This is a genomic window from Candidatus Baltobacteraceae bacterium (assembly GCA_036559195.1).
In the GTDB taxonomy this organism is placed as follows: Bacteria; Vulcanimicrobiota; Vulcanimicrobiia; order Vulcanimicrobiales; family Vulcanimicrobiaceae; genus JALYTZ01.
In genome coordinates this window covers 15154-32891 of sequence record DATBTN010000026.1, presented here as the reverse complement: position 1 = coordinate 32891, position 17738 = coordinate 15154, and the positions used below count along the sequence as shown (strand labels likewise).

At 63.5% G+C, this 17738-nt stretch carries 16 protein-coding genes; 10 read left to right on the top strand and 6 right to left on the bottom strand.

What is annotated here, in order from left to right; all coding sequences use genetic code 11:
• Positions 1 to 60: 60 nt before the first annotated feature.
• The 4 genes from VIG32_02900 to VIG32_02885 all read left to right on the top strand — a co-directional run bounded on the left by VIG32_02900 (position 61) and on the right by VIG32_02885 (position 6161).
• Complete coding sequence (locus VIG32_02900) at positions 61 to 513, top strand: hypothetical protein (GenBank protein HEY8296954.1); 453 nt, start codon at positions 61 to 63, stop codon at positions 511 to 513.
• Between the two features lie 76 nt (positions 514 to 589).
• The gene (locus tag VIG32_02895) at positions 590 to 1264 is read left to right on the top strand and encodes a response regulator transcription factor (protein ID HEY8296953.1); all 675 of its coding nucleotides are present in this window, start codon (positions 590 to 592) and stop codon (positions 1262 to 1264) included.
• Entirely contained in the window at positions 1261 to 2784 is a 1524-nt protein-coding gene (locus VIG32_02890; protein HEY8296952.1) for a HAMP domain-containing sensor histidine kinase, read from the top strand. The genes VIG32_02895 and VIG32_02890 overlap by 4 nt, the downstream gene beginning before the upstream one ends.
• Before the next feature lie 68 nt (positions 2785 to 2852).
• Positions 2853 to 6161 carry a TonB-dependent receptor gene (locus VIG32_02885; GenBank protein ID HEY8296951.1) on the top strand — a complete coding sequence of 1103 codons (3309 nt, stop codon included), beginning with the start codon at positions 2853 to 2855 and terminating at the stop codon, positions 6159 to 6161.
• Here the strand turns inward: VIG32_02885 and VIG32_02880 are convergent.
• Both VIG32_02880 and VIG32_02875 read right to left on the bottom strand, forming a co-directional pair.
• Positions 6153 to 6677: a DNA-3-methyladenine glycosylase I gene (locus VIG32_02880; GenBank protein ID HEY8296950.1), complete on the bottom strand. Its 525-nt coding sequence runs from the start codon at positions 6675 to 6677 to the stop codon at positions 6153 to 6155. The two genes, VIG32_02885 and VIG32_02880, sit on opposite strands and share 9 nt — an antisense overlap.
• Complete coding sequence (locus VIG32_02875; GenBank protein HEY8296949.1) at positions 6677 to 7855, bottom strand: amidohydrolase; 1179 nt, start codon at positions 7853 to 7855, stop codon at positions 6677 to 6679. The genes VIG32_02880 and VIG32_02875 overlap by 1 nt, the downstream gene beginning before the upstream one ends.
• 94 nt (positions 7856 to 7949) lie before the next feature.
• On the opposite strand from VIG32_02875, the gene VIG32_02870 reads away from it, so the two are divergent.
• Both VIG32_02870 and VIG32_02865 read left to right on the top strand, forming a co-directional pair.
• A complete protein-coding gene (locus VIG32_02870) occupies positions 7950 to 8390 on the top strand; it encodes an Mpo1-like protein (protein ID HEY8296948.1) in 441 nt (146 codons plus the stop codon).
• A gap of 48 nt (positions 8391 to 8438) precedes the next feature.
• Positions 8439 to 8750, top strand: a complete 312-nt coding sequence (locus VIG32_02865) for a zinc-ribbon domain containing protein (GenBank protein HEY8296947.1) — start codon at positions 8439 to 8441, stop codon at positions 8748 to 8750.
• Between the two features lie 504 nt (positions 8751 to 9254).
• On the opposite strand, the gene VIG32_02860 is transcribed toward VIG32_02865, so the two are convergent.
• Together VIG32_02860 and VIG32_02855 are read right to left on the bottom strand one after the other, a co-directional pair.
• Positions 9255 to 10697: a sodium:solute symporter family protein gene (locus VIG32_02860; protein ID HEY8296946.1), complete on the bottom strand. Its 1443-nt coding sequence runs from the start codon at positions 10695 to 10697 to the stop codon at positions 9255 to 9257.
• Positions 10694 to 10891: a DUF3311 domain-containing protein gene (locus tag VIG32_02855; protein HEY8296945.1), complete on the bottom strand. Its 198-nt coding sequence runs from the start codon at positions 10889 to 10891 to the stop codon at positions 10694 to 10696. Before VIG32_02855 ends, VIG32_02860 begins: the two co-directional genes overlap by 4 nt.
• Before the next feature lie 69 nt (positions 10892 to 10960).
• Between VIG32_02855 and VIG32_02850 the strand changes: the two genes are divergently transcribed.
• From VIG32_02850 to VIG32_02840, 3 genes are read left to right on the top strand one after another with little or no spacing between them, the layout of a single operon-like run.
• Positions 10961 to 11623, top strand: a complete 663-nt coding sequence (locus VIG32_02850; protein HEY8296944.1) for a class I SAM-dependent methyltransferase — start codon at positions 10961 to 10963, stop codon at positions 11621 to 11623.
• Positions 11624 to 11633: 10 nt separating this feature from the next.
• On the top strand, positions 11634 to 13901 hold the full coding sequence (locus VIG32_02845; GenBank protein ID HEY8296943.1) for a bifunctional salicylyl-CoA 5-hydroxylase/oxidoreductase: 2268 nt from the start codon (positions 11634 to 11636) through the stop codon (positions 13899 to 13901).
• Positions 13898 to 14629, top strand: coding sequence for an SDR family oxidoreductase (locus VIG32_02840; GenBank protein HEY8296942.1), 732 nt, complete (start codon positions 13898 to 13900; stop codon positions 14627 to 14629). The genes VIG32_02845 and VIG32_02840 overlap by 4 nt, the downstream gene beginning before the upstream one ends.
• 11 nt (positions 14630 to 14640) lie before the next feature.
• Here VIG32_02840 and VIG32_02835 read toward each other — a convergent pair whose 3' ends face one another.
• Positions 14641 to 16167: a glycosyltransferase family 39 protein gene (locus VIG32_02835; protein ID HEY8296941.1), complete on the bottom strand. Its 1527-nt coding sequence runs from the start codon at positions 16165 to 16167 to the stop codon at positions 14641 to 14643.
• Positions 16164 to 17204 (bottom strand): hypothetical protein, encoded by a 1041-nt coding sequence (locus VIG32_02830; GenBank protein ID HEY8296940.1) that lies wholly within the window; start codon positions 17202 to 17204, stop codon positions 16164 to 16166. The genes VIG32_02835 and VIG32_02830 overlap by 4 nt, the downstream gene beginning before the upstream one ends.
• An 89-nt stretch (positions 17205 to 17293) precedes the next feature.
• On the opposite strand from VIG32_02830, the gene VIG32_02825 reads away from it, so the two are divergent.
• Positions 17294 to 17731 (top strand): hypothetical protein, encoded by a 438-nt coding sequence (locus VIG32_02825; protein ID HEY8296939.1) that lies wholly within the window; start codon positions 17294 to 17296, stop codon positions 17729 to 17731.
• Positions 17732 to 17738: the final 7 nt, after the last annotated feature.

The window sequence follows — 17738 nt, the reverse complement described above, 5'->3', positions numbered from 1 at the left end:
AACATATTTGCTTGCTTTCCATGCCACCCAGCTGGCACTTTAGTAAGGCAGAGTGGTGGCATGGAACAGTATATTATCGGGTCGGGGGCTATGTTGAGCACCGGCGACGGGGCGACGATTACGCCTACGGCGCTTCATGCCCAGGTGGGTGCCGCGCTGGCGGCGGCGGCCCGCGCCGTGGCGATCGATTTTGAAGGGACCGCTTCCGCTGGGCCGCGCCGGCTGTTGCTGGTTGCGCAAGGCTGGAACGCTCGGCAGTTCCAGAGCGGGATCACCGCGCATCTGCTGGCGCTGGGCACCTGCAGCCTCGCCGAAGTCTTCGCGACGCTCGCTCGCGCGACCGGATCGCGCGAGGTCTATCTCTTTGCCCATTGGCTTCCCGACGATGCGACCGCCGGGGCTCTGAGCGAGGCCGGTATCACACTCGTGGCCAATCCGCTCGAGTCGATCGATCGGGCCGCACTCATTGCCGATCAGCATCATTTTCTCTGGAGCGCGGCCCGTGCCGCGTGAGGAGGCTTCGATCTTCAACTCGTAATTCAGTCGGGGCTAAGGGTATCGTGCGAGGATGCACCGTAGAATGTTTAAGATGCAACCAGCGCGCGTAGCAGTAATCGACGACGATCGCTTCATCCGAGAGATGCTCGAGCTCGGGCTCAATCGGGAGGGGTTTATCGTGAAGACCGCCGCCGATGGTCAGGGAGCGATCGTACTCGTCAAGGAGTGGGAGCCCGAGATCATCGTGCTCGATATTATGATGCCGAAAATCGACGGTATAACGCTGCTTCCGCTGCTTCGCGAGATCACCCAGGCGCCCATCGTCATGCTGACGGCAAAGGGCGAAACCGCCGATAAGGTCTCGAGCCTCGGGTCTGGTGCCGACGACTATTTGGTCAAACCGTTCGTATTCGAAGAATTGATCGCGCGGCTGCAGGCGAATCTGCGGCGCCCTCAGCTGATCGAAGAGAACGTGCTGCGCTGGCGTGAGGTCTCCATCAACCCCGAGACGCGTGAAGCGTGGCACGAACGTGCGCCGTTGGATCTCACGCAGCGCGAATTCGATCTGCTTGCGGTTTTCATGCGCGAGCCCCGGCGCGTCTTTAGCAAAGATCACCTGCTCGAAATCGTGTGGGGCCACGATTTCGAAGGCGGCCCGAATATCGTCGAAACGTACATCTCATATCTCCGCGCGAAGATCGATCGGCCGGACTCGCCGTCGTTCGTGCGAACCGTGCGCGGCGTGGGGTACGGCTTAGCGCAGTGAGGCACTCGCTCGCGTCGCGACTGGCAGCGCTCTACGCGTTGCTGCTCGGCATTACGGTCGTGCTGGTCATTATTGCCTCCTCCATCGCGCTGGTAATCGAACTGGCCGGTTTCACGCGCGACATCGTCTTTTCGAAACACGAAGAAGCACGCAATCTTACGGTGCAATACCTGGCCGCCGGTTTGACGTTTCGTCAACTCGCTCCCCGCCTGGTAGACGACCTCAGCGGTATCGGACTGCAGATCGCGGTCTACGATTCGCACGGCACGTTTCTGGCCGGCGACAAGACGCTGCATCCGAAGGTGCTGGCCCTGGTCATCGCCCACAAGATCGAGTTACCGCCGGCGCCCGATGCCTTCTCAAAACTCGGTCAAATTCTCGAGCCCATTCCGGTCTTGAAAAATCGAGCCGGCCAGGACCCGCTCTTGCCAAACGGCCCCGCCACGGTCGGCGGCAGTATCTATCACGACGCTGCCGGGCGACGCATCGTCGTTCCATCCGCGGGCCGATCGCGTTCCGACCCGATTCCAACCGAACGTTTTTCGATCACCGCCGTAGACGGCGGCTACGTCGCCTTCTCGCCGAGCACGTGGCTCATCTTCGTCAACCTCTTGCCGTACTGGCGACTCATCGTGACGATCGCGATCGTTGCCGTGCTGTTGTCGTGGTTTATCGGACGATATTTTTCGCGTCACGCGCTCGCGCCGCTCACCGAAGTCACGCAGTCTCTGCAGGCGCTCGCCGACGGGGACTACACGCAACGGCGCTTCGTTACGGCGCGCGGAGACGAGATCGCCGTCTTGACCGAAGCGTATAACGATGCGGCCGCGAGCGTCGCGGCGGCGATGGGGCAGCGCGCGCAGACCGAACATCGAATGCGGCAGTTCGTTGCCGATGCAGGTCACGAACTGCGTACGCCGTTGACGGTGATCGCGGGGTACATCGACGTGCTCCGCCGCGGTGCGATCGAAGAGCCGAAGGTCGCGAAGCAAATTCTCGGCACGATGGCGCTCGAAAAAGAACACATGCGCGGACTCATCGATCGACTGATGCGTCTCGCCCGACTCGATGCGGAGACGCCGCCGAATAAGGAACCGCTAGCGTTGGCCGAACTCTTGCAGGATCAAGTCAACGCCGCCAAACGATTGGATAACGGGCGGGCGATCGACTACGCGCTCGACGGCGTTTCGCAACTTTACGCCGACAAGAGCGAGATGAGCGAAGCGCTCTGGAATCTCGTCGAGAACGCGCTCAAATACGCACCGGGCGCGCCCGTGCATCTACGGGCGTTTCGAGACAACGGCAATACGGTCTTGAGCGTCTCCGACGAGGGCCCCGGAATGACCGAGTCGGAACGCACGCACGCGTTCGAGCGTTTCTACCGGGGAGACGCGCGCGGCGAGATCCCCGGAACGGGACTGGGGCTGGCGATTGCAAAGCGCGCGGTCGATCGGGCCGGCGGCACGATCGGCATAGCGAGCGCTCCGGGGCAGGGTACGACGGTAACGATCCGTTTGTAGGACGGCTAATCGGGCGTTAATCGCGATCTCAGCGAGTTCTCATCCCGGTCGTGCTAAAAAAGGTCAACATGTTGCGACGTTTTCTGGCGGGGATTCTTACCGCCGCGATCTTTGCCGCCGTCGCGCCGCTGGGCGCGCTCGCGCAATCGGATACCGGCGAGATCGATATCGCCGTTACGGACGTCGCGACCAAGGCGCCGGTCGTATTGGCGCGCGTGCTGCTCGACGGACCGGTGGTTGCGAGCGAATTTACCGGGGACAACGGCAAAGTACGCTTCACCAACGTTCCCAACGGCATTTACCGCGCGCGCGTCGCCGCCCGCGGCTACCAGGTCGTTACCTCGAGCAATTTTGAAGTGATCGACGGGCGGGTCGTGGGCGTCGACGTCGCACTCGCTCTTTCGACGCAGCTCAAGGTTATCGGATCGGTCGAGGCGCATTCGAGTGCGACGATTTCGACGAGCACGATCGACGCCGCGAGCGCACAGCGCAAGCTCTCCGACACGCTCGCCCAAGCGCTCGGCAAGCTCTCCGGCGTGACCGTCGACACTTCGAGCGGCGATTCCGACGCAACGCAAACCATCTCGCTCGAAGGTCAAGATCCCACCCAAACGGCGCTATCGCTCGATGGAATCCCACTCAACGCGCCGGGTACCGCGGGCGATCTCAAGGCGATCGGTTCGGATCTCTTCAGCGGATCCTCGGTTCGCTTTGGACCGCAAGCCGGCGGGCTGGCCGGCGGGGTGAACTTTCAGACGCTCGAACCGACGATCACGTGGCAGAGCGCGTTTACTTTGAGCGCCGGAAGCAACGGCAAAAACAACTACTCCGCCGCCGAGAGCGGATCGTTCGGCAAACTCGGCGTTGCCGCCATGCACACCTACCGCGCCACGCCAAGTCTGCTCGACGGGATGTTCTATCGCGATGCGAGCGGTCTCGCATACGACCACCAAGGCGATCAAAATTCGACCGGCAACCTGCTCAAACTGCGCTACCAGCTCAACGACGCGCAGACGCTGACCGGAATGGTTCTTTCGTCGAGTAACGGCTCGGAGTCGGTGTGCACGCAGTTCACGGGGCTCCTGCCGTGCGGCAGCGGACCGAACAATTTTCACGACAGCCGCTACGATCTCTACTCTCTCACGGATAACGCGCTGCTGGGCGAGACGCAGATCCAAGCCGCGTTCTTCGGTACGGCTTCGCGGACGACGAACGATTTGCTCAACCGCTTTGTGGACGGCGTCGCCGCCCCGACGGGCACGACGAGCGACCGGCGCTCGAGCGGCTTTTCCGTGAACGCAACGTTGCCGGCTCGGGACCGTCACACGATTTCGATCAACGCCTATTCAACCAACACGACCACGCACTTCACGCCGCTGGTTCCGCAGGCGCGGCCCTTTCTCGGCGCGGACCAACGTGCGAGCTACGGCGCGATCACCGTCAGCGATTCGATTCGTTCGAACACCAAATTGCGCTTCAACGAATCGATCGGCCTGAGCCATGCCAGCAACGCGGCCGGCTCGCTCCTGGCCGGAATTAGCACCCAATGGCAGCCGACCGCCGCCGATACCTACAGCCTTTCATACAACGTCGGGGGTACCGCGGCGCACGCGGGAAGGCAAGGTGCGCTGACCGATCCACAGAGCCTCACCTTCGATTGCAACGGCGACGTTGCGTACGGTCGCGCCCCCGGCGATCCGCCCGGCGCGAGTTCGTCGATCTCTACGCGCCTGAGCTATTCGCATAAGTCTCGCGCCGGCCTGATCAGCACGTCGCTCTACCGCCAGGTTCAAAACGACGTCGTGCTGCCGACCGAGGTCAATGGGAGCGCGCTCGTCGGGTACGGAATTTTTCCGCCCACCTATTTCGCAGCCGCGGGCGGCATCTTCAATTCGCCTGCAGGCTGCGGCGCGACGCCGCAACGCGCGTTCGGACCTCAAAACGTGTATTTTTCGACGCCTATCGGCGGCGTACGCCGCGTCTACGAGGGCGCGCAGATCAGCGGCTTCTTTACGCTCGGAAATCTGGTCGTCGAACCGTTCTATAACATTCAGGTCGCGAAGGCGCTCTCGAGCGATCCGCGCTTCACCAATCCGTACGCGATTACGATTCCGGGCGCGCAAGTGCCGAACGTTCCGCTGCATCGCGCCGGAATCACGCTCGACTATAAGGCCCCGCACTCGGCGCTCGAGTATTTGGCCGACGCGAACTATACGGGCAGCAATAACGGCCAAAATCTTCCGGCGTATACCACCGTCGATGCGGGCGTGAGCGCCAATCTCACGCACGGATCGCTCACCTTCGCGGCGAGCAATATCTTCAACGCGTACGGCGGCATCTTCGCCGGCGGTAAAGACGCCGTCCCCTACACGACGGCGAACGGGATCTCGATTCCAACGGTTGCGCGACCGAACGCGCCCCGTCAATATGCGGTGACGTACACCGTGAAGTTCGGCAGCGGCGTCACGCAAACGAACGCACGGGCGGTTAGCGCCGTCGGCGATCGCGGGCCGGGCGGCGGCCGCCGCGGCGGCGGGTTCCGCGACCTCGCAAAACCGCTTCCCACCGCACCGCCGAGCGATCCGTTCGCAGTCGGGGGAGCTCAATGCAGCGCGCAGGCTCGCGCGCAAGCGACGCCGATTCTCGACGGGTTAAAGGCCTCTGTCGCTGCTATCGAAGCGGCCAAAACGCCGGCCGGGTACCCCGACACGTTTGCACTCCCGGCAATACCGGGAGTCTCCGTAACGTATCGCGGTATGAAGACGACCTATGCACTCGCAATCGCCCTGCGCGATCGCGGAGCGCTGCGCGGGCTTTTCGCCTGTTCGCAGTTTCACGTCGCGCAGGCGGACGTTGCCGCTCAGCGCGGCCTGTACGTTACCCCGAGCACCGGCGGCGGTCCGTTCTCAGTTCCAACCGTGAATTTCATGCCGGAGGTCGGTCTCTATTTCGTTCGCGCGGCGCCGCAGGCGGGCGCCGAGAGTTATCGCGTCTACGCGCTGCCAACCGCCGCGCCGGCGACGCCGTTCGCCCTGCGCACGGCTACGACGTGCTCGGCGGCGATGAAGCAGCGTTCCGCGCTCTTGCTCGGCGAACTGCAGCGGCACTTCGCCGCGAACGCCGCAACGCCCGATTGGACGATCGCGGCCCACTCCGCACCATCGGGAACGTGGTATTCGTTGGATGCAGCCGACGTAAGCGCGCTTCCGGGAATCATCAATTGCGCGCGCGTTGCCGCCGCCACCAAAGAGAACCTTGCGAAGATCGGCTGGGACGGTTCGGCTCCGCCCTCGCTCAACTATGCCAAGGCGCTCGGGCTCTATTTCGTGTCGCCGCAGCGCCGTACCCCACCGGGATCGCCGTCAGCGTCACCGTGAGAGTTCCGGGGAGACGCCGTTCGCGCGCGCGAGTTCGACCATCTCTTTCATACGGGGATGGTCGCCGGGAATCGTTTGAACCCACGTCTCGAATCGCGGTACCGCATGTCGCAGGCGGAAGAGGAAGTACCAGACGTTCATGGGCCCCATGAACTTGAACCGCTTACGAATCTCTCCAACCGCCGTACTGTAGTTCGGCAGCGAACGCAGGTAGGCCGCAAAACCCGCGTGCAGCCGATCGAGTTCGAGCATCGTCCGCGCGTTGTCGATCGTCGCGCGAATTTTGCGCGAACTGTGGAGGACGCCGTCGGCGTGCATCAACCGTTCGATGTCGTCCTCGCCGAACGCCGCAACGGCGGAGACGTCGAATCCGGCAAACTCCCGTTGGTAGGCTTCCCAGTGTGCGGCGATCGCGCGCCAACTCAGACCCGTTTGAAAGACGGCTCGCGTCATCACTTCGAGATAATCGCCGAGGCGCGCGGGTGCGAGGGTTTCGGGGATCGTCGGCACGCTCACTACGGCGCGTTACGGGTGGCGTCGAACGCCAGTGCGGTCATCATCGCGACGCCGACCGGCAGCGCGCGTTCGTCGATGTCGAAGGTGCTCGAGTGGTGTGCGACGCCGGTCGCGGGTCCGCCCTGCGCGCCGAGGGTGTAAAAACATGCCGGCACGCGCTGGGCAAAGAACGAGAAGTCCTCGGCGCCCATGAGCTTGTCCGCCGTGAATACGCGTTCGCTGCCAAACGCGTTCTCGGCCAGGGCGCGCGCGTACTGCGTCTGCGCGGGGTCGTTTGCGGTGACCGGGTAGCGCCAGAGGTATTCGAATTCGTACGATGCTCCCGTACCGTCGCAGCACGATCGCAGCACGCGCTCGATTCGCTCCGGCATGGCCGAGCGCACGCCGTCGTCAAAGGCGCGGACGGTGCCGAGCATCTTGACCGTCCGCGGAATGACGTTATGAATCGTTCCGCCGTGGATCGCACCGATGGTCACGACCGCGGGCTCGAGCGGATCGATCTGGCGCGAAACGACTTGCTGCACCGACGTTATGAAATTCGCGGCCGTGTAAATCGGATCGATGGCATCGTGCGGTGCCGAACCATGGCCGCCGCGCCCGAGGACCTCGATCTCGATGGAATCGCTCGATGCATAGAACGGCCCCTCACGAAAGCCGAGCGTGCCGGTCGCGTACTTCGAGCTGAGGTGCAAACCGTACGCGCGCTCGATGCCGAAACGTTCGATCACGCCTTCGTCGATCATCACTTTCGCACCGCCGCGGCCTTCTTCGGCCGGCTGGAAGACCAGACAAACGGTCCCCGCGAGTTCGTCTTTACGATCGGCGATCAGCGCGGCGGCGCCGAGCAGAATCGCAACGTGACCGTCGTGCCCGCAGGCGTGCATTTTGCCGTCGATCGTCGAACGATACGCGTGCCGGTTCTCCTCGAGGATCGGCAGCGCGTCCATGTCGGCGCGCAGCATGATCGTGCGCCCCGCTTTCGCGCCGCGCAACACGCCGACCACACCGGTCGTTGCGATGTTCGCATGCACCTCGTAGCCGAGCGCACGTAGCCGGTCGGCGACGATCGCAGCCGTCCGCTGCTCTTCAAAACCGAGTTCCGGATGGCGGTGCAAGTCTCGCCGGGTCGCCACGACCTCGGCCACGAGCCGCTCGGGTACTTCGATCAATGCCGTCATAGTCGCCCCTTCGACGCGCGAGCGGCGAGCGCTCCCGAAGCAGGTACTTTTGTCGGATGAGGCGCAATAGCAGGCACGATCCGGGGAGTGCAGAGTGACCAAAGCCACGCTATTTTCAGAGTACGCCGGCTATCATCGAGATAGCCGGAATCGAGCGTGTCACGCGGTCGGAATTCCGCTCATCGTCCTGGGAATTCTCGGTCTGCTCTCGCTCGTGCGGCTCGGCCCCATCGATCTGGCGATCGTCGCCGCGGCCGGAGTCTTACTCTACTACCTCGCGCTCGACGCGCGCGGCGCCCTCATTTCTACGGTGGTCTTTGGCGCGCTTTATGCGATCGCGCTCTATCTGCCGTTGCGATGGGAACTCTGCCTGACGGCGTTTATCGCCGGATGGGCGTTCCAACTCGTCGGTCATCGCTTCGAAGGAAACAAGCCGAAGTTTTTGACTAACCTCACCTACCTCTTGATCGGCCCGCTCTTTTTCTTTGAAGAAGCGTTCGGCGCGGCATTGCGCGGTAAACGGGTCGCACGATAACACCCTCGCTATCTCACCAACCGTTGGTATGTTAAGGAGTCTGGTTTAGTGTACGTCGATGAAATGTTGAACTGCGTGGATTGCGGCCGCGAATTTGCCTTTACCGCCGGGGAGCAAGAATTCTACGCAACCAAAGGCTTTGCGAACAAACCCAACCGCTGTCCCGACTGCCGCCAAGCGCGCAAAGCGATGCGCTCGCAGAGCGGCGGAGGAGCGGGCGGCGGCGGTGCCCGCACGCGCGAGATGTTCCAGGCGACGTGTAGCCAGTGCGGGGGCGTGGCGGAGGTTCCGTTCCAACCCCGCGGCGATAAGCCGGTGTATTGTCGGGATTGCTTCGCTACTCGGCCTGGTTCGCGGTGAGCTGGCCGGCGCGTTTGGCGGCGTAGCGTTGGTTTGGCGGGACGTCCGCTTTTTCGCATCGTGCGAAAAAGCTACTCGCTGAGTCGTCGCTCTCGCCATCCTGGCTCCGCTCCGACCTCAGACGCCCGCCGAACCAGCGCTACGCCACCAAACGCGCCAGCGAGTTCCAGCCAAGGCACGCGTCGCGTGCGCGCGATGAAACACGCGCATCAGTCCCTCTTTCCCCGCGCACACACGACGATCGGCGGCCCGCCAACCAACATAAAAAAAATAAAATTGCGATTCGCCAAAAACCCCATTACCCAAACCCACCATAGCAAATTCCAAAATCGCTCTCGCAAGAGCCGATTTTCAATTCATACCGAGCCCGTTTAGCGGTGCGGGGGTGTTGCGGCGGGCGTCTGAGGTCGGAGCGGAGCCAGGATGGCGGGAGCGACGACTCAGCGAGCAGCTTTTTCGCAGGATGCGAAAAAGTGGGCGTCCCGCCGCAACGCCCCCGCACCGCTAAACGGGCGTTGGCAAGACCCTAACCCGAGGCCGCAGCAGAGCCACCCCCACACAAACCGCCACATTTACCGCCAAGGCGAAGAAGCCCGGGTTGATACCCCAGGTCGGAATCGCGGGGTTCGCAACGAGATAGGCGACGACGATTTCGCCCGCGACGATTCCCGAGCCGACCGCCCAGGCGTTTGCGCGGCGCCAGATAAGGGCGAAGACGAACCCGGGCATGAATTGCGTTACGCCGTTGTAGTAGTAGAGCAAAAGCTGCACGAGCGTTTGGTTGTAGAAGATCCAGAAGATCAGCGACATGGCGGCGATGACGATGACCATGATGCGCGTTGCCAGGGTGCGGGCGGCGTCGCTCGTCGCGACGTTCAATCCGTCGCCGAGGACGTTCTTGGCGAAGACGCCGGCGGCTCCGAGTAAGAGCGCCGACGCGGGTAATAACGCCGCTAAACAGCCGGCTCCCGCGACGAGGCCGAGTACCCATGCGGGATAGTAGCGCTGCACGACGATCATGAACGATTGATCGACGTTCTTGAGGCCGGGTACGAGTACGAGTGCGGAGAAGCCGGCGAAGAAGACCAGCAGCAGCACGAGTTGATAGAGCGGCAAGAAGATGGCGTTGCGCCGCAGTGCGTCGCCGTCTTTGGCCGAAAAGACGGCGTTGATCGTATGCGGGCCCATGTAGAAGCCGATGCTCGTGAGCAGTACCGTGGAGATGTACCACACGACGCCCTGATTCGACGCCCCGGGCGCGAGCGTGAACCAATGCGGTTGGGCCGCAAGGACTTTGTCGAACATCGCTGCCGGCGAGCCGAAAAAGTGGATCGGTAAGAAGATACCGGCGAAGATCACCGCGCCGAGTACGAACGCATCTTTCACGATGCTCGCCCAAGCGGTACCGCGCAGGCCGGCGGTAAAGACGAAGAGCGCGATCAAGATGAACGAGCAGCCGACGGCGACCGTCGCGTTGTAGCGGCCGTAGCCGGCGATCGAGAGCAGCGTTTGCAGGCCCGAAAGCTGGAGCGTTACGTACGGCACCACCAGGAAGAATTGCAGGATCGCGATGCCGATGGCTAACGGCTTACTGCCGTAGCGATCGAGAAAGAAGTCGGGGAAGGTCAGCAGTCCGCGATCTTTGCCGATCTTCCAAACCGCCGGCAAAAAGAAGTAGCCGATCGTGTAACCGATCGTGCCGTACGCCAGAATGTAAAACGCTGGGGCGCCCCGGCCGTACGCCCAGCCGGCCGCGCCGAGGAACGTGAAACTGGTGTAGACTTCGCCGGCGAGCAGTATCCACAAAAACAGCGATCCGAAGGAGCGGCCGCCGACCAGATACTGCTGCGGATCCATCTTGATCCGCCGCACGCTGAAAAGTGCGAAAACGATCGTGCCGAGCACGATCGCGGCGACGATCGTAAGCGCCTGGCCCGGCGGGCTCAACGGCGTCCCTCCAGCCGGTAGATCGTGAAGAGGAAGAGCGGCGTGATCGCGACCCAAAACGTGATCCAGGCAAGCAAGAACGGGACGCCCGCGATGCGCGGTTCCACGCGGTTCGCAAACGGAACCGCGAGCGTCAGCATGATCGCCGGGACAACCGCCAGCGCGATCCGCGCGGCCTTGGCTGAAGGACGCAATGGAATCATCCCCGTTAACTAGTATAGGCAGGTCATGAACCCCTACGCGCTTCTCGAGGATGCACAGCAATGAGTCGGACGGCCTTTGGGTTGCCCCCGGAGTTTTACCAGTACGTACTCGACGTTTCGCTGCGCGAACTGCCGGTGCAGCGCGAGTTGCGCGGCGCGACCGCGCTGCTGCCGAACGCGAACATGCAGAGCAGCCCCGATCAAGTGCAGTTCATGCAGATGCTCATCCGCCTCACCGGTGCGAAGCGCGTTTTGGAAGTCGGCGTCTTTACCGGCTACAGTGCGCTGGGCATGGCGTTGGCGCTGCCGGAGGACGGCCATCTGGTCGCCTGCGACGTCAGCGAAGAGTATACGTCGATTGCCAAACCCTATTGGGAGCGCGCCGGCGTTGCGGCGAAGATCGACTTGCGTCTGGCTCCGGCCGTCCACACGTTGGACCGTCTGCTCGCCGACGGCGACGCCGAGAGTTTTCACTTCTGCTATATCGATGCGGACAAGGTCGGCTACGATGCGTATTACGAGCGAGCCCTAGCGCTGCTTCATCCCAACGGTCTCATCGCGATCGATAACGTATTTTGGGGCGGCGAGGTCGCGCATCCGTCGCCCGACGATGCGGATTCGCTCGCGCTCCAGGCGCTCAACGCGAAGATCGGTCGCGACGAACGCGTCGATGCGAGCATGCTGCCGATCGGCGACGGATTGACCGTGGCTCGCAAACGCTAGGCCGCGCACCGTGAAGATCGTTTGTATCGGGGGCGGCCCCGCCGGCCTGTACTTCGCGCTGCTAATGAAAGGCGCGCGCCCCGATACGCAGATTCGCGTCGTCGAGCGCAACCGGCCGTACGACACGTTTGGTTGGGGCGTCGTCTTTTCGGATCAAACGCTCGGTAATCTGCGGGCGGCCGATCGGGTCACGCACGACGAGATCGTGGCGAGCTTCGCGCATTGGGACGATATCGAGATATTCTTCAAAGGCAACCGCATGCGCTCCGGCGGCCACGGCTTTAGCGGAATCGCCCGCAAACGGCTGCTGAACATCCTTCAGCGGCGCGCCGAAGCGGTGGGCGTGGAGCTGGAGTTCGAGCGCGACGTCGAGGATCTGGCCGCGTACGGCGACGCCGACGTGATCGTCGCCTCCGACGGAATCAACAGTCGAATCCGATCGCAGCGCGCGCGGGCGTTCGGGCCCGACCTGGATCGGCGCAAGTGCCGCTTCGTTTGGCTCGGAACGACGCTGCCGCTCGACGCGTTCACGTTTATTTTCGAACGAACCGAACACGGCTGGTTCGCCGTGCACGCCTACCGTTTCGACGCGCAGACGTGCACGTTCATCGTGGAGTGCCGCGAAGAAACCTGGCTCGCGCACGGTCTAGATCGCGCCGGCACCGCGGAAACGATTGCGTTTTGCGAGCGTCTCTTCGCGAAGTACCTGCACGGCCACGCGCTCATGGCGAACAGCCCGCATCTGCAGGGCCGCGATTGGGTGAACTTCACGCGCGTGAGCAACCAGTCGTGGGTCGATGGAAACGTCGTGCTCGTCGGCGATGCGGCTCACACGGCGCACTTCTCGGTCGGTTCGGGGACCAAGCTCGCGCTCGAAGACGCGATCGGGCTGCAGCGGGCCATCCTTGAGGAACCGACGCTGCCGGAGGCGCTTGCCCGCTACGAGGCCGAGCGGCGCATCGAGGTCCTGCGGCTGCAGAACGCCGCGCGTAACTCGACCGAGTGGTTTGAAAACGTGGAGCGGTACGCGGGGCTCCCCCCCGAGCAGTTCGCCTACAGCCTGCTCACGCGCAGCCAGCGGATCAGTCACGAAAACCTTCGCGCGCGCGATAAGGAGTACGTCGAACGGATCGAACGCTGGCTGGCACGGGGATCCGACCCGGTCCCGCCCATGCTTACGGCCTTCCGTTTGCGCGACCTCGAAGTCCGCAACCGCGTTGTCGTATCGCCCATGGATATGTACAGCGCGGTCGACGGTATTCCCAACGACCTCCACCTCGTGCATCTCGGTAGTCGCGCAACCGGCGGCGCGGGCCTGGTCTATACCGAGATGACGTGCGTTTCACCCGAGGGGCGGATCACCCCGGGCTGTACGGGCATGTACGCTCCGGAGCACGTCGACGGCTGGAAACGGATCGTGACGTACGTGCACCAATGGACGCCGGCGAAGATCTGTTTACAGCTCGGACACTCGGGCGCTAAGGGTTCCACCAAGCTGATGTGGGAGGGTCAGGACGAGCCGCTCGCCGAGGGCAATTGGCCGGTCGTCAGCGCTTCGGCGGTGCCGTACGGGCCGGCGAACCAAACGCCCCGCGAACTCGAGCGCGCGGAGATGGACGAGATTCGCGAGCAGTTCGTACGCGCGACGCGCATGGCGATCGAGGCCGGGTTCGATATGGTCGAACTGCATTGCGCGCACGGCTATCTGCTTTCGAGTTTCATCACGCCGCTGCAAAATCACCGTACCGACGAGTATGGCGGAACGCTCGCCAACCGCCTGCGCTATCCGCTCGAAGTCTTTCGCGCGATGCGCGCCGTTTGGCCGGCGCAGCGGCCGATGTCGGTGCGGATCTCGGCGACCGATTGGGTCGACGGCGGCATCGACGCCGACGATGCGATCGAGATCGCGCGCGCCTTTAAGGCTGAAGGCGCCGATCTGATCGACGTCTCGACGGGCCAGACGTCGCGCGATGCGGCACCGGTCTTCGGACGCATGTGGCAGACGCCGTACGCCGACCGCATTCGCAACGAGGTCGGCATCGCGACGATGGCGGTCGGCAATATCTACGAGCCCGACCACGTTAACAGCATCGTCGCCGCCGGTCGCGCCGACCTCTGCGCGCTCGGGCGACCGCATCTTGCCGATCCCTATTGGACGCTTCACGCCGCCGCGCAGCTTGGATATCACGCGATGGACTGGCCCGTGCAGTATCTTCCGGGCAAATCGCAACTCGAGCGAAACCTCGCGCGGGCGGCCGAAATCAACGCCGCGATATGAGCGCGATCGAAGGTAAACACGCGCTCGTGACCGGGGGCGGTCGCGGCATCGGTCTCGCCGTTGCGAACGCGCTTGCCGCCGAAGGCGCGCGCGTGAGCATCGTCGGCCGCAGCGTTCTTGGCCTGCAAGATTCGTTCTATCGCGCGCGGGCCGATATCACGGTCGAGGCCGAGATTGCAGAAGCGTTTGCGGCGTGCCGAGCGGTCAACGGGCCGATCGCGATTCTCGTCAATAACGCCGGCATCGCGGAGTCGGCGTCCTTCGGACGCACCAGCCGTTCGCTCTGGGACCGCACGATCGCGACGAACCTAACGGGAACGTTTTTGGCAACGCAGGCCGCGATCGCCGATATGCAAGCGGCGAACTGGGGGCGCGTCGTCAACGTTGCGAGCATTGCCGGTCTGTTCGGCGCGCCGTACATCGCCGCGTATTGCGCGAGCAAACACGGCGTCGTCGGGCTAACGCGGGCGCTGGCGGCCGAGTTCGCGGGAACGGGGATCACGGTCAACGCGATCTGTCCCGGATACACCCAAACCGAGATGATGCAGCGCGCCGTCGAGACGATCGTGACGAAGACGGGGAGCACGCCGGCCGCCGCGCGCGAACGCCTCGCGTCGAGCAATCCCGGCGGGCGCATCGTCACGCCGGAGGAAGTCGCTCGTGCGGTCGTCGATCTTTGCGCGGGAAGCGTCAACGGCAGCGAGGCGATCCTGCCGGCGCCGGACTAAAACGCGACTCGCTACGCCCCGTACCACTTGAACCGAGGCCAAAGCGCGTCGAGCGGAGCGATCGGATCGCTGCAGTAAAAGATCGGTGCCGGGCCTTCGACGATCCATTTGTACGGATTGCCGTACGTCGTGACGAGCTTGACGCGACGGAACACGCCGCGCAGCAGCGCTTGCTGCGTCGCGCCGACCGCGATCATCGACGAACCGTCGTAGCCGCCGGTCCCCCAGAGCCAATACGTATTCTGACCGCTAATCGCCGCCGGCAGGCCGTAGCGCGCGCCGTACAGATTGAGCGCGCTCGCGTCGGCATACGTATCTGCGAAGATGCCGGTGTGCGCGCGAACCTTCGGCGGCAACTCGGCATAGACTGCCGCCACCCGCCTCGTGAGTTCTTCCCAGCCGAACTCCTCGGCATAGACGGGTTGAATGAGATGCGGCGGCGTGGCGTCGCGACCGGTCAGCCCGAGGACGCGCGAATAGGCGATGAACGTGTCGATGGGAAGCACGGGCAGCGAGAGCGGCACGAAGGGCAGCGTCAGGATCGCAAATGCGGCGAGGACTGCGACGCGCAGCGCGGGGCGAGCCGCCACGGCGCGTTCCACGGCCACCGAGCCGGCCGCGAGCAGCGACGCGTAGATTCCGATGATGTAGTAGCCTTTCGCCGCGGTGAGCGCGGCGATCAGCAGCAATATCGCATACGCGATCGCAACGAATCGAGCCGAACGCAGAGGTTTCCAGAACGCGAGCCCCGCGACGCCTGCAAGCCAGATCGGTACCGCGATGGGATTGGTATAGAGGAGCTGTTCGCTTGCGAAGGCGACGGCGTTGCTCGCCACGTTCTGTGACTCCAACTGCATGCCGCTTGCGAACGCATGCCGATGGAGATAGTCGCCGTGCAGAACGGCGAGCTGCGGAAAGCCGTGCGCGTACTGCCAGGCGGCGCTCGGTGCGATCGCGATGCCTCCGAGCAGCAAACCGGCCGGAAACCACCACGTCGTGAAGATGCGCCGTTCGCGGGTGCACGCGATACCGATCGCGAGGGCGACCAGCAGCAACGCCATCGAATACTTGCCGTAAAGTCCGAAGGCCGCCGCGGCGCCGGCTCCAAGCCAGAGTCGCGAGTCCGCTCCGCGCGCGAGACGCAGGAGCAGATAGACGAGCAGCGTCCACGCGAACCCCTCGAACGACGTGGTCGTGAGCGTGTTGCCCAGCAGCAGGTAGGCCGGGAGCAATAGCGTCGAGATGCCCGCGAGCAATTGCGCAAATCGTCCGCCGCCAAGTTCGCGCGTCATCGCGCACGCGAGCCAAACCGTGAGGGCGGCGGCTACCGCGGGAAGTAGGCGCAGCGCGGGCAGCGCGTAGCCGAGCGGCGACGCGAGCCACGCCGCGAAGGCAACGAGCGGCGGCTGATCCACGTAGCTCCAGGCGAGATGTTTGCTGCACGCGATAAAATAGAGCTCGTCGCGGAAATATCCGTACCGCCAAATGGTGGCCATATGGACGGCGAACGCGATCGCGCCGAGCGCGCGGCCGATCATGAATCGGGAGCGTGCGGCAGCGTTAAAAACGTCAGGCCCAGGCCGACGACGCCGGCCCAAATGTTCGCGCCCAGCAGCACGTTCCAATCCCACCAAACGCCGCCGGTGACGGCCGTCGCCAGAAAGTAGACGGCAAAGTACGTGACGGGTACCGCGATACCGAAGATGCGATACGCGACGACGCGTTCGCGCGACGGGCGGATCGCCGCGATCAAGAGATCGCCGACGGCGCCGGCCGCAACGCTCATAAGCATCACCGTCACGAGCAGCGGCGTGTCGTTGGTAAACGCCGCCGCCGCCGCACTATTTCCGAGCAGGTAGGTCAACGCGAGCGTACCCGGAGGCGTGCGAAACTGCGCGGCAACGAAGAGGCCGAAACCGGCGATGAGGATGCTCTGAAAGAGCACCACAAGCACGCCCGTGCCGATTTTATAATACCCGATCGTGATCGCGGTCAAATAGCCCGGTGAGAACGACGCCGCGGACGGCGGCGCGTTCGAACGGCCGGCTGCCGGGTCGAACGCGTACGCCGTTCCGAAATGCACGAGCTCCATCCACGTCGCAAGCGCGAAAATCAGCGGAACGTAATCGGAGAGCGTGCGCAATTCCTTGCGGGATGCCAGCGCCGAATTGATCGGCCCGGCGGCGAGAAAGAAGATGCCGAGACCGAGCGCCTGATGCGTCGGGCTCAGCAGCGCATCCACGCCTTCCTCGATGCCGAGCAATTCGTGCCAGGCAAGATCGCCGAATCCGGCGACGACGAAGATAACCAGACCGAAGACCGGCCAGCGATAGGCGGCGGGAAGAGCGTCGCGCCACGCATAGCCGCGCCGGCGGTTGGAGGCGGCAAAAATCGCGATGACAAGAACGAGCGCGAGCATTCCCGAGTAGAAGACGCCGTGATACGGCGTGAAAAACGATTCGACCGGAACGTGACCGTGCGCCCACGCGTCTAGAAAGAATCCGGTCGCGATCCAGAGCGTGCATACGCTTACGAGCATATCGAACGTCTTGCTGCGCGCAACCGAACCCGTCATCGTACGCGAGATACGAGTTTGCGCCGGAGGCTCCCTTCGCCGGCGGCACGCGGCAGGAATTCAGGTCTCGAATAACCAGTAAGTTGGTAATGAACTCGGCTCGCCTACGGCTGCGCGGCGCCATCGCAGCTCTTGTGACGCTCGCGCTCTGCGGTTGCGCGCCGATTCCGCTCGCGATGCCCCCCAACGTGCGAATCGGCGCGTCGGCACGCGCGTTGCCGGAACCGCGGGTGCGGGGCAACGCCGCTCCCGCCGCCATCGAAGCGATCGAGCTTTCGAGTAACGACGTTCGTCGCGGACGCACGTGGTCGGGAACGATCGTCACCTCGACCAATGTTGCGAGCGTCGAGATTCGTTCGAACCTTTTTTCGCTCGACGTTCCGCGGCAGTCGTACGGCCGGTTTGCCTTCCGAGTGAACGTCTTCGATCTGCCGCCGATCTTTATCCGCGCGTACCGGCTGCGAATCATCGCGCGCAATAGTGCCGGAGCGAGCGTCGAAGAAGACCTGCCTTTCCGATTTCGCTAAAACGATA

Coding starts and splice junctions, on each gene's coding strand:
- VIG32_02900 (HEY8296954.1), top strand. CDS start 61: ATGGAACAGTATATTATCGGGTCGGGGGCTATGTTGAGCACCGGCGAC.
- VIG32_02895 (HEY8296953.1), top strand. CDS start 590: ATGCAACCAGCGCGCGTAGCAGTAATCGACGACGATCGCTTCATCCGA.
- VIG32_02885 (HEY8296951.1), top strand. CDS start 2,853: ATGTTGCGACGTTTTCTGGCGGGGATTCTTACCGCCGCGATCTTTGCC.
- VIG32_02875 (HEY8296949.1), bottom strand. CDS start 7,855: ATGACGGCATTGATCGAAGTACCCGAGCGGCTCGTGGCCGAGGTCGTG.
- VIG32_02850 (HEY8296944.1), top strand. CDS start 10,961: ATGAGTCGGACGGCCTTTGGGTTGCCCCCGGAGTTTTACCAGTACGTA.
- VIG32_02840 (HEY8296942.1), top strand. CDS start 13,898: ATGAGCGCGATCGAAGGTAAACACGCGCTCGTGACCGGGGGCGGTCGC.
- VIG32_02835 (HEY8296941.1), bottom strand. CDS start 16,167: ATGATCGGCCGCGCGCTCGGCGCGATCGCGTTCGCCGTCCATATGGCC.
- VIG32_02830 (HEY8296940.1), bottom strand. CDS start 17,204: ATGACGGGTTCGGTTGCGCGCAGCAAGACGTTCGATATGCTCGTAAGC.
- VIG32_02825 (HEY8296939.1), top strand. CDS start 17,294: ATGAACTCGGCTCGCCTACGGCTGCGCGGCGCCATCGCAGCTCTTGTG.